The organism is Azospirillum sp. UENF 312511, from assembly GCF_058780635.1.
Genome location: NZ_JBSNCG010000003.1, coordinates 1735002 through 1750078, shown reverse-complemented (window position 1 = coordinate 1750078; position 15077 = coordinate 1735002). Strand labels below are relative to the sequence as shown.

The following is a 15077-nucleotide window of genomic DNA, read 5'->3' as shown; positions in this document are numbered from 1 at the left end:
CCCACCCCGGCTGCAAGAACTCGCGACCGGCCCGCCGACATCGACCTGATCGGGCGGGTGAACCGCTCCTTCCCGGCGGACGGCTTGGCGGCCCTGCGCCCGGACGCCTATCTGGCCGCCCCCTTCGCGGAAATCGTCGCGCTGCTGACTGGGCGGCCCGTCCCGCCGCCGCGGGGCGACCTGTGCGCCACCACCATCCCGGGCTGCCGCCTTGGCTCGCCCCGGTTAGGCGAGGCGCCGGCCACCGTCCACCGCGACGACGGCACCGGTCTGATAGTGGTTCCGCAGGATGGCTTCCACCGCCAAACCGATGGCCTCCACCCCGCCCTCATCGCCGAGCAGCGTCTCTGACAGCACGCGCGCCCGCGCCTCGGGACCGTGCCACTCCTTGAACAGGATCGGCCCCGGCTGGACGACGTTGACCTTCACCTTGGGGGCCAGCCGCTTGGCGAAGGACAGCGCGAGGTTCTGGAGCCCGGCCTTGCTGGCGCAATAGGCGTCAAAGGCCGGGTTGGGGTTGTCGGCGTAGATGTCGGTGATGTGGACGATGTCGGCCCGCCGCGCCGAACAGGCGTCCAGCAGCGGCGCCAGTTCGCGGTTCAGCGCGAAGGGCGCGCGGACATGAACGGCGTAAAAGACGTCGAGCTGCCGCAGCGCGTCTCCGGTGTCCACCGCCGTCACTTCGAAGGCCGAGGCGTTGTGGATCACCGCACGCAGGCTGCCCGCCACGCCGCGCACCGCCGCGGCCAGCCGCGGCCCACCGTCCGGTTCGGCCAGATCGCCCGGCAGACAGGCCGCCCCGGCGGCGCGCAGCCGCTCCACATCGTCAGTGAGCGTGCGGTAATGGGCGACGACGGGGTGCCCCAACGCCATCATCCGCTCGGCCAGATGCAAACCGACGCGGCGGCCCGCGCCGGTGACGAGAACGGCGTCCTGCAACAGGGATGTGGTCATGGGAAAGCCCTTCGGCATATGGCCGGCTGGCGGACGACGGATTGGTCGCGGAAATGAGGTGGTGACCCCGGCTGGACTCGAACCAGCTGCCTACGGTTTAGGAAACCGTCGCTCTATCCAGATGAGCTACGGGGCCACGGCGCTGAACATAGCGGCTCCGCCACGACTTGCCAACCATCCGTCTCTGGACGGCCCGCCGGGATGACCCGTCGGGACGGCCGACCGAAAAGGTCACCGCCGGCACCGGCGCGGCGCGCGGCGCGTGCGGCGAATCCGCTGGGCTTGGGCACGCCGCTGCGTATACTGCGCCCATGGCACGCATGCTTTACCTGCGCGACATCGAGGTCGATGTGCACGTCCGCTGCCGCGCCTGCGGCCACGAGGGCGTGCTGCCGCGCGCGGACATGAACCGGCGCTTCGGACCCAACTACCCCGTCCTGTCCATCGCCCCCCATTACCGCTGCTCGCGCTGCAATTCCCGCGACACCGAAAGCCGCCCGGCGCCCCCGCCCTTCGCCACGCCCGTGACGGCGACGACCATGGCGGAGGAGGCCCCGTCCTTCGCCGGACCGCTCGCCGCCCTGCAAGGGCTGCTCGACGCGGTGCGGGCCCGCGGCGATGCGATGGACGAGCCCGACGCGGAAGACGCGGCCCCGGTGACGCGGGCGCCCATCCCGGTGCCGGCCGCCGCCCGGCCCGCCCCCACCGCTCTGGATCCGGATTTGGACCTGGAGCTGGAACAGCTGGTTGCGGACGGTGACGCCCCCCCCGAGTCGGGCCGGCGCCCGCTGTGGGAGCCGGTGTCGCTCGCCGATCTCGCCGGCCATGACGACGACGCGGACAGCACCAAGCGGGACGCCGAGAGGGACGCCGACGACACGAATGCCGATGACACGGATTTCGATGACACGGATTTCGATGACACGGATTTCGATGACGGGGACTGGAGTCCGCGCCGCTGGACGCTCGTGGACCGGGACGCGGACGAGGATGACGGCGGGGACGACGAAGCAAATCGGGTCGAGGCCATGGCTCCGGCCCCTCGGACGAGCCACCCGGCGGCCGAGGACGATCCGGACGACGACGCTTCCCGCTCCTTCGACCGCACCATCGCGGCGCTGCGCAGCATCCTCGACGGCCGCGGCGACGGTGCTCGCGCGGAGGAGGCGCCTCCACCGCCGGCCCAACCGACAGCCTTTCCGCTCAGGAACGCCGTCGATCACCGGGACGACGAGCCAGACGAAGACGCCCCCAGTGCCCTCCCTAACGACGAACCCGAGGACGCGGAGCCGTCCAACGACGACATCCTGGGCTTCGCCATCCGCGACCCGGACAAGGCCCCGCCCCCCTGGGAGCGGCCGCGGGAGCGCGATCCCGCCCCGACCGGCAGCGAACCGCTGGACCGCACCATCGCCGCCCTGCGCAGCATGGTCCAGAAGGCCGCCGCCGACCGCGACGAGGACGATGATGCGGGGACGGGCCGTGGCCGGCCGGACGCGGAGGAGGAGCGCGACGGCGGCGTGGTGACTCCGCTGTTCGGCCGGTCGCGCAAACCGGTCCTCGACAGCTCCGACGATCGGGAGGACGAGGACGCGGAGGAGGAGCAAGGCGACGCCGACGACGCCTTCTGGAGCCGCGACGACTCGGACGACGACGCCGGCCGGGACGACGACGAGCCGGACGAGGACGGCGCCCCGGTGCTGCGCAAGTCCACCCAGGAACAGGAGATGGAGGAGGCATTGCGCGCCCTGCGCGCTCTCGTCGAGGCGGAAAGCGATCTGGACGACCCGCCCAGCCCGGCCTGGACAAGCGAGGCGACCAGCCGTCCCGAGGCGGACGCCCTGCCCGGCTTCAAGCCGCTGCCGCGCCGCACGCCGGAAGAGGCCCCGGACGAGGACGACGAGCCTCTGGACCTCGTTGAGCCGGCCCCGGTGATCGAACCGGAAAAGCCCAAGCCCGGCGCCGGAAAGCGGGCCGAAAGCAACGAGTCCGCGAAGAAGACCGCGAAGGACGACTCGGGCACGCTCGGCAAGACCCTCGCCGCGCTGCGCAACATGCTGGAGTTGGACGGCAAGCAGGGACGCTGAGGCCCCGCTTGCCCATCCGTCAGATTCAGCCGTTCTCCGCCAGGACCGTGCCCGCCAGATAGAGCGAGCCGCAGATCAGCACGCGGGCCGGGCCATCGACCCGCCCCGTCAGATCCTCCAGGGCGCTGCCCACGTCCGCCGCCGCCGCGCTGTCGGCGATGCCGCAGGCGCGGGTGGCCGCGGCGGTGTCCTCGGCCGGCAGCGACGCCTCCTCGCCGGGGATGGCGACGGTGCGGGCGACGGTGACGAAGGGCGCCAGCGGACCCAGGAACTCCCGCGGCTCCTTGCTCGCCAGCATGCCGTAGACCAGCAGCAGCGGCCGTTTCGGCTCCTCCTCCGCCCAGCGCGCGGCCTGGATCGCCAGCACCTCGCCCGCCGAGTCGTTGTGGCCGCCGTCCAGCCACAGGTCCCAGCCGGCGGGCAGGGCCTCGGCCAGGGGGCCGCGGGTCAGCCGTTGCAGGCGGGCGGGCCACTCCACGGCGGCGAGGCCGCGGCGCACCGCCGCGTCGTCGACCTTGACCGGCAGATGGTCCAGGCAGGCCAGCGCCACCCCGGCGTTGAGGATCTGGTGCGCCCCGGCCAGCCCCGGCAGCGGCAGTTCGATGCGGCGGCGGTCGCTTTCGAAGCGGAAACCGCCCTCGGTCGGGGTGACCGACCAGCCGGGAACCGGCGCGCCCACCGTCTCGGCCCGGATGGCCAGGGTGCGGGCGGCCTCTTCCGCGGGCTGCGGGTAGATCACCGCGGGGACTCCCGGCTTGAAGATGCCGGCCTTCTCGCCCGCGATGGCCTCCAGCGTGTCGCCGAGGAACTGGCGGTGGTCGTAGGAGATGCGCGTGATCGCGGTGACCGCCGGGCGGTCCACCACGTTGGTGGCGTCAAGCCGCCCGCCCAGCCCGGTTTCCAGGAGGACCACGTCCGCCGGTTCCCGCGCGAAGGCGAGCAGGGCGGCGACCGTCGTCACCTCGAAGAAGGTGATCGGTCCGCCGCCGTTGGCCGCCTCGCACTCCTCCAGCAGAGCGGCCAGCCGGTCGTCGTCGATCAGCGTGCCGGCCAGCCGGATGCGCTCGTGGAAGCGCACGAGGTGGGGCGAGGTGTAGACATGCACCCGCAGCCCGGCGGCCTCCAGCATCGCCCGCAGGAAGGCGAGCGTGGAGCCCTTGCCGTTGGTGCCCGCCACATGGACCACCGGCGGCAGGCGCCGCTCCGGATGGCCCAGCGCGGCGAGCAGCCGGTGCACACGGTCCAGCGACAGGTCGATGACCTTGGGGTGCAGCCCCTTCAGCCGGTCGAGAACCGGATCGGCGAGCGACTCAGCGAGCGGCATGGCGGGATCAGGCCGCCTGCTCGGAGCCGGTCCTCTCGGCGCCCGCCTGGGCCGGCGTCTCGTCGGCGGCCTCGGCCTGGCTGCGCGGCTCCTCCGCCTGGACGACCGGGACCGGCAGCGCTTCCGGCGCCACGGCCAGGACCGGCTGCATCAGCAGGGTCAGGACGCGCGACAGGGTCGGGCGCAGGTCGCGGCGATGGACGACCATGTCCACCATGCCGTGCTCCTGGAGATACTCGGAGCGCTGGAAGCCCTCCGGCAGGGTTTCGCGGATCGTGCTCTCGATCACGCGGGCGCCGGCGAAGCCGATCTGCGCGCCCTTCTCGGCGATGTGGATGTCGCCGATCATCGCGAAGGAGGCGGTGACGCCGCCGGTCGTCGGGTCGGTCAGCACCACGATGTAGGGCAGGCCCGCTTCCTTGACCATCTCCACCGCGATGGTGGTGCGCGGCATCTGCATCAGCGACAGGATGCCTTCCTGCATCCGCGCCCCACCCGAGGCCGGAACGACGATCAGCGCCGCCTTCTGGGCGATGGCGGTGCGGGCGGCGGCCAGGATGCCCTCGCCCACCGCGATGCCCATCGAGCCGCCCATGAAGCCGAAGTCGAAGGCCGCGACGACCGCCGGCTGCCCGCCGATCAGGCCGGAGCCGACGACGATGGCGTCATGCCGGCCCGTCTTGGTCTGGGCCTCCTTCAGGCGGTCGGTGTAGCGCTTCTGGTCGCGGAACTTCAGCGGATCGACCACCGACTTCGGCAGCTCCACCGACTGGTAGTCGCCCTCGTCGAACATCGAGGCAAGCCGCTTGATCGGGTCCAGCCGCATGTGGAAGCCGCAATGCTGGCAGACGTTGAGGTTCTCCTCCAGATCGCGGTGGAAGAGCATCGCCTCGCAGCTCGGGCACTTGTGCCAGAGGTTGTCGGGAACCTCCTTGCGGGCATAGAGGGCGCGGATCTTGGGACGGACGTAGTTGGTAAGCCAGTTCATCGAATTCTTCCTGATATCCCGCTCAGCCAGCGCTCGCAGGCCGACGCACTCAGACGCGCGCGCCGCGCACGCCGCCGGCCAGTTCCCGGACGAAGCCCAGCACATCCTCGGCCAAGCCCGGACGGGCCTTGCCGTCCGCGTCCAGGCCGCCGGCCAGCCGCGTGACGATGGCCGAGCCGACCACCGCCGCGTCGGCGACGCGGGCAACATCGGCCGCCTGCTCCGGCGTCTTGATGCCGAAGCCGACCGCCACCGGCAGGTCGGTGTGGCGCTTCAGACGCTCCACCGCAGCACCCACCGCGGCGTTGTCGGCGCTGGCAGCACCGGTGATGCCGGCGATCGACACGTAATAGACGAAGCCCGAGGTGTTCTGGAGCACCGCCGGCAGGCGCTTGTCGTCGGTGGTCGGCGTCGCCAGACGGATGAAGTTCACCCCGGCCTTCAGCGCCGGGATGCACAGCTCCTCGTCCTCTTCGGGCGGCAGGTCGACGACGATCAGCCCGTCCACCCCGGCCTCGATGGCGTCGGCCAGGAAGCGGTCCACCCCATAGGCGTGGATCGGGTTGTAATAGCCCATCAGGATCACCGGCGTGTCGGCGTCCGTTTTGCGGAAGCCACGCACGAGGTCCAGCGTCTTGCGCGCCGTCGTCCCGGCGTGGAGCGCGCGCAGGCTGGCCGCCTGGATCGCCGGGCCGTCGGCCATCGGATCGGAGAAGGGCAGCCCCAGCTCGATCAGGTCGGCGCCCGCCGCGGGCAGGCCGTGCAGGACGGCGCGGCAGGTCTCCAGGTCCGGGTCGCCCGCGGTGATGAAGGTAACGAGGCCGGCGCGGCCCTCCGCCTTCAGCGCGGCGAACCGCCGGGCGATGCGGCCATTGTCAACGGCCTTGTCGTTGAGGGCGCTCACAGCTTCACTCCCAGATGCTGGGCGACGGAGAAGATGTCCTTGTCGCCGCGGCCCGACAGGCAGAGCACCATCAGGTGGTCCTTGGGCAGTTTCGGGGCGCGCTTCACGATCTCCGCCAGCGCGTGCGCCGATTCCAGCGCGGGGATGATGCCCTCGGTGCGGGCGCAGAGCTGGAAGGCGTCCAGCGTCTCCTGGTCGGTGGCCGAGACATACTCGACGCGCCCGATGTCGTGCAGCCAGGAATGCTCCGGCCCGACGCCCGGATAGTCCAGACCGGCGGAGATGGAGTGGCCTTCCAGGATCTGCCCGTCCTCGTCCTGCAGCAGGTAGGTGCGGTTGCCGTGCAGGACGCCGGGGCGCCCGCCGGTGATCGAGGCGGCGTGGGCCAGCGGTCCCTTGTCGATGCCGTGGCCGGCGGCTTCCACCGCGACCATCTGCACCGACGGGTCGTCGAGGAAGGGGTGGAACAGGCCGATGGCGTTGGAGCCGCCGCCGACGCAGGCGACGAGGCTGTCCGGAAGACGGCCCTCCAGCTCCTGCATCTGCACGCGCACCTCGTCGCCGATCACCGACTGGAAGTCGCGGACCATGGCGGGGTACGGGTGCGGGCCGGCGGCGGTGCCGATCAGGTAGTAGGTGTCGGCGACGTTGGTGACCCAGTCGCGCAGCGCCTCGTTCATCGCGTCCTTCAGCGTCCGCGCGCCGGAGGTCACCGGAACCACCTCGGCCCCCAGCAGCTTCATGCGGAAGACGTTGGGCTGCTGGCGGGCGATGTCGGTCTCGCCCATGTAGATGACGCAGGGCATGTCGAACAGCGCGCAGACCGTGGCGGTCGCCACACCATGCTGGCCGGCGCCCGTCTCGGCGATGATCCGCTTCTTGCCCATGCGGCGGGCGAGCAGGATCTGGCCGATGCAGTTGTTGATCTTGTGCGCGCCGGTGTGGTTCAGCTCCTCGCGCTTGAAGTAGATCTTCGCGCCGCCGAGCTTCTCCGTCAGGCGTTCGGCGTAGTAGAGCGGGTTCGGGCGGCCGACATATTGCTTGAGCTGCTCGCGGATCGCGCCCTCGAAGGCGGGATCGGCCCGGGCCTCGCGGTAGGCTTTCTCCACCTCAAGGATCAGGGGCATCAGCGTCTCGGCGACGAAGCGTCCGCCATAGATGCCGAAATGCCCGCGCTCGTCGGGACCGGAACGGTAAGTGTTGGGTCTGGTCATGGCCTGGGAAACTGCCTGAAGCGGGCCGCGCGGCGCCCGGAAGGCGCCACCATAGCGGCGGTTCGCCCGGATTTGAAGCGTTCGCCGAACCTTTCGCCGAACATGCCCACAACATGGGAAAAGCCGGGGCAAAGGCAATCCGGCAATGCGGCATTGCGGCATGGCCGGCCGAGCCGCATGGCAGAGCGCCGCCACCCTCAGGCCCGCCCTCACCCACCTTCATCCCCCCAGCGGCGGGGCGTAATGCAGACCGCCGTTCATCCACAGCCCGTTCATCCCGCGGTCGATGCCCAGCGGCGAGGCGGATCCCAGATGGCGGTCGAAGATCTCGCCATAGTTCCCGACCTGTGTGATCACGCGGAAGGCCCAGTCGTCGTCCAGCCCCAGCCCCCAGCCGACCCCGGTGGTGGCCCCGAGGAGGCGACGCACCTCCGGGTCCTCGGCCTCCTCCTTCAGGCGCGGGGCGTTGGCGGCGGTGATCCCCTTCTCCTCGGCCAGGACGGTGGCCAGGAACACCCAGCGCACGATGTCGAACCACCGCCGCTCGTCCGGGCGCACCATCGGCCCCAGCGGCTCCTTGGAGATCGCCTCCGGCAGGATGACGTAGTCGTCGCGCTCGGGCGCCTTCAGCAGGCGCTGGGCGTGCAGGCCGATGCGGTCGCTGGTGTAGAGGTCGCAATGGTGGTTGAAAAAGGCCGACAGAGCCCCCTCGGTCGAGCGCACCGGCTTCAGACGGAAGCGCAGGCCGGTGCGGGCCATCCAGTCCTCCAGGTTGCGCAGGGTGGTGGTCTGCTCGATCACGCAGACGGAGGCGCCGGCCGGCAGGTCGGACAGGCGGGCGACGCCCTGGGCGCGGTGCGCGATGAATCCCTGGCCGTCGAACAGGTAGACCACCGGAAAATCGATGCCGAAGGTGGCGTCGCGCTGCAGGGTCCAGGTCGTCCCCTCCATCACCACGTCCACCTCTCCGTTGCGCAGGATGGCGAAGCGGTTCTCGGAGTTGGTCTCGACAAACTCCACCCGGTCGGCCTTGCCGGCGACGGCGGCGGCCAGCGCCCGGCACATGTCCACGAAGAAGCCGCGCCAGTGGCCGCTGTCGTCCACCGCCGCCAGACCGGCGCCGCTGGACGAGACGCCGCAGCGCAGCAGCCCACGCTCCCGCACATCCTCCATGGTTTCGGCCCGCGGACCGCCGGATGGCGCGGACACCGCCGCCAGAACCGCGGCGACCACCGCGGCGCGCGCGAAAGACCGGACCAAGCCCATCGACCATCCCTCTTTGCCGCCGACCTTTGCCGCCCGGGGATCAGCTTTGGTCCGGCAACCGGCGCGGGTCAAGCCCGCCCGGTGCCCCCTTTCCCGATGCCCGAGTGCGCAGCGTGCGATTGCGGCGCGGGGGGTGTGAATTGCGCCCGGTCGATTGCCCGTGTTATCTCAAGCGGACGACAAGAAATCGAGGCACGGGCATGCGGCTTCCCCGTCTGGGCGTGGCGTTTCGCATCCTGGCGGGTCTGACCGTGATCGCCGGCCTGACCGCCGCCACCGGCGTGGTGGCCGTGTCCCTGTTCGGCCGTTTCCACCAGGGGTTCGAGCAGATCGCCACGGCCAAGGTGCCGGGCCTCGTCAACGCCTCGCAGCTGGCCCAGCAGAGCGGCACGCTGGCCGCCAACGCCCCGGCCCTGGTCGCGGTGCAGAGCCAGTCGGTGCGCGAATCGGTGATGGCCCGGCTGAGCGACCAGATCGCCCTGCTGGAAGACCTGATGACCCGGCTGCGCGACCGCGACACCGACGTGGCGGACGTGGCCGAGCTGCAGCGCCGCAAGAACGAGCTGGTCGCCAACCTGATGACCCTGAACACCCAGGTGGAGCGCCAGCTCGCCGCCGCGGCGGAGACGGGCGGGCTGGTCGGTCGCCTGATTCAGCTCGCCGAGCGCATCCGCGACGCCGAGGGCACGCTGCGGGACAAGACCGCCGCTCCCCGGACCCCGGAGGACTGGGAGGAGGCTCGGGGCGTCGAACGGCGGGTCGACCTGTGGACGGCGGAGGCGCAGCACGCCATCCTGCTGATGCTCGCCGCCTCCCGCGCCGACCACGAGGCGCGGGTGGACCGGCTGCGGCAGGACTACCGCGCCGCGATGGACCGCGCGGCGGAGGCGGTGTCCGGCCTGCCTCCGGGTTCCGCCTTCGACCTGGAGCCGCTGTACCGGGAGCTGGAGGCGCTGGGGCTGGGGGAACACAACCTGTTCACCAGCCGCCTGACGGAGATCGGGCTGGCCCGCGCCATCAAGGGCTCGGTCGCCCGCAACCAGAACGTCTCCGACCGGCTGGTCGGCGCCGTGTCCGATCATTTCCTGGCCATTGAGCAGGACATCGCAGCGCGCTCCGGCGAGTTCGAGCGGGTGATCCGGGACGGCAATCACGCCATCCTGGCGATGGCGGTGATCTCGATCCTCGGGGCCCTCGGCATCTTCCTCTACATCCACCGCAACGTGGTGCGGCGTTTACGCGGGCTGCAGACGGCCATGGCTGCGTCGGCCGCCGGTCGGTCCATCGCCATCCCCACCCACGGGCAGGACGAGATCGCCGACATGGCGCGCGCCCTGCACTATTTCGTCGCCACCATCCGCTCGCGCGAGCACGCCCTGTCGGACAGCGAGCGCCGCCTGCGCGCGATCCTGGAGCAGAGCCCGGTCGGCGTGTCGATCGGACGGCCCGACGGCTCCGTGGCCTTCGCCAACGCCCGCGCGGCGGAGCTGGCCGGTCTGCCGCCGGACGCCTTCGTCGGGCGCCGCCACGCGCTGGCCCTGCCCGGCGCCACCCTGCAGGGGCGCGCGCCGCCGCACGACGGCGCCGGGCTGGTCGCCCGCGACGTCGAGGTGGCGGTGGACCGGCCCGACGGCAGCCGCGTCTGGGCACTCCAGACGCTGCAGCGCACGGAGTTCGAGGGGGAGCCGGCGATCCTCGCCTGGAGCTACGACATCACCGGCCGCAAGCGCGCCGAGGAGGATCTGCGCCACGCCAAGGACCAGGCGGAGGTCGCCGCCCGCTCCAAGTCGGAATTCCTGGCGACCATGAGCCACGAGATCCGCACCCCGATGAACGGCGTGCTGGGCATGCTGGAGCTGATCGCCCTGACGCCCCTGGACGCCGAGCAGACCGAGCTGGTCACCACCGTGCGCGACAGCGCGACGGCGCTGCTGCGGATCATCGACGACATCCTCGACCTGTCCAAGATCGAAGCCGGCAAGCTCGACCTCGACGAGATGGACCTCGACCCGCGTGAGCTGGTGGAGGGGGTGGCGGAGCTGCTGGCCCCGCAGGCCCACCACAAGGCGCTGCTTCTCGTCTGCGACCTCGACCGCAAGGTGCCCGCGGCGGTGCGCGGCGACCCCGGGCGGCTGCGCCAGATCCTCTTCAACCTGACCGGCAACGCCATCAAGTTCACCGACACCGGCCGGGTCGTCCTGCGCACCCGGCTGGAGCCCTCCGCCGCCGGGTCGGACCGGCTGCGGCTGCGCTTTTCGGTGGAGGACACCGGCATCGGCATCAGCAGCGCCGGTCAGGCCCGCCTGTTCCAGCCCTTCAGCCAGGCCGACAGCTCGACGACCCGCCGCTTCGGCGGCACCGGGCTGGGGCTGGCCATCTGCGCCCGTCTGGTGGAGATGATGGGCGGGCGCATCGGGGTGGAGTCGGCTCCGGGCTGCGGCGCCACCTTCTGGTTCACGGTCGATCTGGCGCCGGGAGACCCGCGCATGGTCCCCGGCGACGACACCGACCTGTCCGGCCTGTCGATCATCGTGGCCGAGCCCGACCCGGTGCAGCGCGCCGTCCTGATCCGCACGCTGGAGGACAAGCGCGCCGCGGTCGCCGACGCCACCACGGCGGACGAGGCGGTGGAGCTGCTGACGATGACCGACGCCGACCTGCTGGTCCTCGCCGACGGCCTGCTGGAGCACCATCCCGACGACGCGCCCGGCGCGCCCAACCCGCGGCTGTCCGCTCCGGCGGTGCTCGCCCGCATCGCCGCCGCCGGTGTCCGTCCGCCGCCCACGCTGCATCTGGTGGACGGGCGGGAGCAGGCCAGCGACTGCCCGCCGGAAAGCGGTGAGAGCGGCGCGCCGTCCACGGCGCACCCGCCGCGCCACGACCATCTCGGCCGCCCGATCCGCCGCGACGCGCTGTTCCGCCGTCTGGCCGCCCTGGCCGGGCGCGCCGTTCCCCCGGAGCGTCCCGCCGACTCACCCTCCTCCGTGACGGACGACGGTCCGGCCGCCCTCGACATGGCGGCCCAAGACATGACGGACCCCGGTGCGGCCGCGGCCCCGCCGATGATCCTGGTGGCGGAGGATCATCCGACCAACCAGCAGGTGATCCTGCGCCAGCTCCGCCAGCTCGGCTTCGAGGCCGACATGACCGGCGACGGGCTGGAGGCGCTGGCCGCTTGGCGGACGCGGCCCTACCGGCTGCTGATCACCGACTGCCACATGCCGCGCATGGACGGCTACGAGCTGTCGCGCCAGATCCGCAGCGCCGAGTCGGCTGCCGAGTCGGCCCCCGATTCGGCCTCCAACCCGGCGCCCGGCGCCCGCCCGCGCACCGCCATCATCGCCATGACCGCCAACGCCCTGGCGGGGGAAATGGAACGCTGCACCGCCGCGGGCATGGACGACTACATCGCCAAGCCGGTGACGCTGCGCCAGCTCGCCGCCGCCCTGAACCGCGCCTTCGGCGAGGGCAGCGCCGCGGCCCCCGACGAGCCGCCCGCTACGGAGGCCGCCGGGGCGGCGGACCGGGCGCTGGACCTCGACCATGTCCGCACCACCTTCGGCGCGCTCGACGGGATGGCGCTGGACATGCTGGATTTCTTCCTGGAGACCACCCGCCCGCTGCTGGACGAGGCCGCCGCCGCCCTGGAGCGCAACGACCTGGAGGCCCTGCGCGGCGCCGCCCACACGCTGGCCGGGGCCGCCCGCACGGCGGGGGCCGAGTGGCTGGGCCGCAGCGCGTCGGCCCTGGAGCTCGCCGCCCACCGCGGCGATCCGGACGGGGCGGCGCAGGCCCTGGCGGCGGTGCGCACCGCCTATCCGGCGGTGGAAACAGCGATCCGCGCCTTGCGGATCGGGGAAGCGGTGTAGCCGGGAGAACGCGCCTCACCACCCCGAAAGTGGCACCACCGCCGGCCCACCTTGCCCCGCCGGGAGGCGTGGACTAGTCTCACCCGCGTGAGCGTCCTGACCCGATCATACGCCTATGCCGCGCTGGGACTGGCGGTGGGAGTCGGCCTGATGGCCGGCCCCTCCGGCTCGTCAACCATGCTGGGCTTTGCCGGCGTCCTCGGCGCCGCCGGCTTCGGCGGGCTGTTCTGGACCGGCAAGGAGCGCCGCCGCAGCGACCGGCTGGCGGCCGACGTGGCGCGCCTGGAAGCCCTGCTGGCCGCCTCCCCCCACCCCTGGTGCGCCTGGAACGCCGACGGCGGCGCCAGCGCGGCTCCGGACTGCACCAAGCTGCTCGGCGCGGCGCCGGGCCAGGACATCGCGAACGCTTTCGCCGACGCCGACGCCCCCCGGGTCGCCGAGGCCGTCCGCCGCCTGCGCACCGCGGGCGAGGGCTTCCGAATCGAGGCGACGACCCGCGGCGGGCGGCGCCTGTTGCTGAGCGGGCGGCGGGCGGCCGAGCCGTCCACCGGGACCGGCGCCGCCGGACATCAGGACGTCGTCTGGCTGGAGGACATCACCGACCGCAGCGCCGAGCGCGAGGGGCTGACCCAGGGGCGGCACGACGCCGAATCGGCGCTGGCCGAGCTGCGCGCGGCGGTGGACGCCCTGCCGTTGCCGGTCTGGCTGCGCGGCGCCGGGCAGACGCTGTCCTGGTGCAACCGCGCCTACGCCCGCGCCGTGGATTCCGACCCCGCCGCCGTTCCGGACAGCGGCCGGGAACTGACCGCGGACGGCACCGGGCGCGCCCTGGCGCAGCGGGCGCTGCACAGCGGGGTCGCCCAGTCGGAGCGGGTCTCCGCCGTCATCGGCACCGAGCGCCGCCTGCTGGAGGTCACCGAGGCCCCCCTGCCCGCCCCCGACGGCGGCACGCTGGTCGTCGGCTACGCGCTGGACGTCACGGCGGTGGAGGAGATGCGCGGCGAGCTGAGCCGCCATCTCGCCGCCCACGGCGAGGTGCTGGAGCGGCTGGGCGCCGCTATCGCCATCTTCGGCGCCGACACGCGGCTGACCTTCTTCAACCAGGCCTACGCCCGGCTGTGGGACCTGGAGGAGTCCTGGCTGCGCAGCCAGCCCACCCACGGCGAAATCCTGGAGGAGCTGCGCACCCGCCGCCGCCTGCCCGAATACGCCGACTACCAGAGCTACAAGCGCGAGCGGCTGAGCCGCTACACCCGCCTGCTGGAGCCGGTCGAGGAGCTGATGCACCTGCCGGACGGCACGACCCTGCGCAGCCTCGCCGCCCCCCACCCGCTGGGCGGGCTGATGCAGATCCTGGAGGACGTGACCAACACGCTGGCCCTGGAATCCTCCTACAACACGCTGATCGCCGTGCAGCAGGAGACGCTGGACAATCTGGCCGAGGGCATCGCCGTGTTCGGCGGCGACGGCCGGCTGAAGCTGTCCAACCCGGCCTTCGCACGCGTCTGGGACCTGGACGACGAGGACCTGCTGGGCGAGCCGCACATCTCCAGCCTGTTCGAGCGGATGCGGCCCTTCCTGGAGAATGGCGGCGACTGGGACAGCCTGAAGGACGAGATGATCGGCGCGACGCTGGAACGCGCCGTGCGCTCGGGCCGGCTGGAGCGGGCGGACGGGTCGGTGGTGGAGTTCTCCACCCTGCCGCTGCCCGACGGGGCGGTGCTGAACAGCTATCTCGACGTCACCGACAGCGCCCGGCTGGAGCAGGCGCTGCGCGCCTCCAACGCCGCGCTGGAGGCCGCCGACCAGTTGAAGAGCGAGTTCATCGCCAACGTCTCGCACCATCTGCGCAACCCGCTGAACGGCATCATCGGCTTCGCCGAGGTGCTGGCGAACCAGTATTTCGGGGAGCTGAATCCGCGCCAGATCGAGTATGTGAAGGGCGTCCTCAACGCGGGCGAGCGGCTGCTGGAGCTGATCGACGACGTCGTCGACATGACCAGCCTGGGAGCCGGCGTGACCACGCTGGACCGCGCCGTCGTGGACGTGCCCGACCTGCTGGAGACGGTGGGCGAGCTGACCCGTGAATGGGCGCGGCGCGAGGGGCTGCGCCTCGACCTCACCGCCCCGTCGTCGCTGGGCGAGGCGGAGGGCGACGCCCGGCGGCTCAAGCAGGCGCTGTTCACCCTGGTCGTCGGCGCCATCCGCCACCCGCCGACGGACCGCCGCATCCTGCTGTCCGGGGAACGGACCGCCGGGACCATCGTGCTGACCGTGGGCAGCGGCGCCGGGCCGGGCGAGGCCGCCCTGCCCTCGCGCTACGACCGCAACGACCCGCGCGGCGCCGCGGCGCTCGGCCTGTCGCTGGTCCGCAACGTCATGGAGCTGCACGGCGGGCGGCTGGAGGTCGAGGAGTGGCCGGGCCACGGCACCCGCTTCCGCTGCGTCCTGCCGCTTCCCCCGCTTCCGGT

The 15077-nt window shown here is 72.2% G+C and carries 8 protein-coding genes, 1 tRNA gene and 1 pseudogene; 3 read left to right on the top strand and 7 right to left on the bottom strand.

The window, feature by feature from the left end; all coding sequences use genetic code 11:
* Window positions 1-225: 225 nt before the first annotated feature.
* Window positions 226-954 (bottom strand): SDR family NAD(P)-dependent oxidoreductase, encoded by a 729-nt coding sequence (locus tag ACWPN7_RS19585; protein ID WP_200776100.1) that lies wholly within the window; start codon window positions 952-954, stop codon window positions 226-228.
* A 59-nt stretch (window positions 955-1013) separates the two neighbouring features.
* Window positions 1014-1090, bottom strand: a tRNA-Arg gene (locus ACWPN7_RS19580).
* Between the two features lie 175 nt (window positions 1091-1265).
* On the opposite strand from ACWPN7_RS19580, the gene ACWPN7_RS19575 reads away from it, so the two are divergent.
* Window positions 1266-3041, top strand: a complete 1776-nt coding sequence (locus ACWPN7_RS19575) for a hypothetical protein (protein ID WP_492273417.1) — start codon at window positions 1266-1268, stop codon at window positions 3039-3041.
* Between the two features lie 25 nt (window positions 3042-3066).
* On the opposite strand, the gene ACWPN7_RS19570 is transcribed toward ACWPN7_RS19575, so the two are convergent.
* The 5 genes from ACWPN7_RS19570 to ACWPN7_RS19550 all read right to left on the bottom strand — a co-directional run bounded on the left by ACWPN7_RS19570 (window position 3067) and on the right by ACWPN7_RS19550 (window position 8731).
* Complete coding sequence (locus tag ACWPN7_RS19570; RefSeq protein ID WP_038525786.1) at window positions 3067-4365, bottom strand: bifunctional folylpolyglutamate synthase/dihydrofolate synthase; 1299 nt, start codon at window positions 4363-4365, stop codon at window positions 3067-3069.
* Between the two features lie 7 nt (window positions 4366-4372).
* Window positions 4373-5353, bottom strand: coding sequence for an acetyl-CoA carboxylase, carboxyltransferase subunit beta (gene accD, locus ACWPN7_RS19565; protein ID WP_459196067.1), 981 nt, complete (start codon window positions 5351-5353; stop codon window positions 4373-4375).
* A gap of 49 nt (window positions 5354-5402) precedes the next feature.
* Window positions 5403-6257: a tryptophan synthase subunit alpha gene (trpA, locus tag ACWPN7_RS19560; protein WP_459196068.1), complete on the bottom strand. Its 855-nt coding sequence runs from the start codon at window positions 6255-6257 to the stop codon at window positions 5403-5405.
* Entirely contained in the window at window positions 6254-7471 is a 1218-nt protein-coding gene (gene trpB, locus ACWPN7_RS19555; RefSeq protein ID WP_014238652.1) for a tryptophan synthase subunit beta, read from the bottom strand. Before trpB ends, trpA begins: the two co-directional genes overlap by 4 nt.
* Window positions 7472-7690: 219 nt before the next feature.
* Complete coding sequence (locus tag ACWPN7_RS19550) at window positions 7691-8731, bottom strand: amino acid ABC transporter substrate-binding protein (protein ID WP_459196069.1); 1041 nt, start codon at window positions 8729-8731, stop codon at window positions 7691-7693.
* Window positions 8732-8937: 206 nt separating this feature from the next.
* On the opposite strand from ACWPN7_RS19550, the gene ACWPN7_RS19545 reads away from it, so the two are divergent.
* Both ACWPN7_RS19545 and ACWPN7_RS19540 read left to right on the top strand, forming a co-directional pair.
* Window positions 8938-12606: an ATP-binding protein gene (locus tag ACWPN7_RS19545; protein ID WP_103040560.1), complete on the top strand. Its 3669-nt coding sequence runs from the start codon at window positions 8938-8940 to the stop codon at window positions 12604-12606.
* Window positions 12607-12756: 150 nt separating this feature from the next.
* Window positions 12757-15054: pseudogene (locus ACWPN7_RS19540) on the top strand (PAS domain-containing sensor histidine kinase); the annotation flags it as partial.
* Window positions 15055-15077 lie beyond the last annotated feature (23 nt).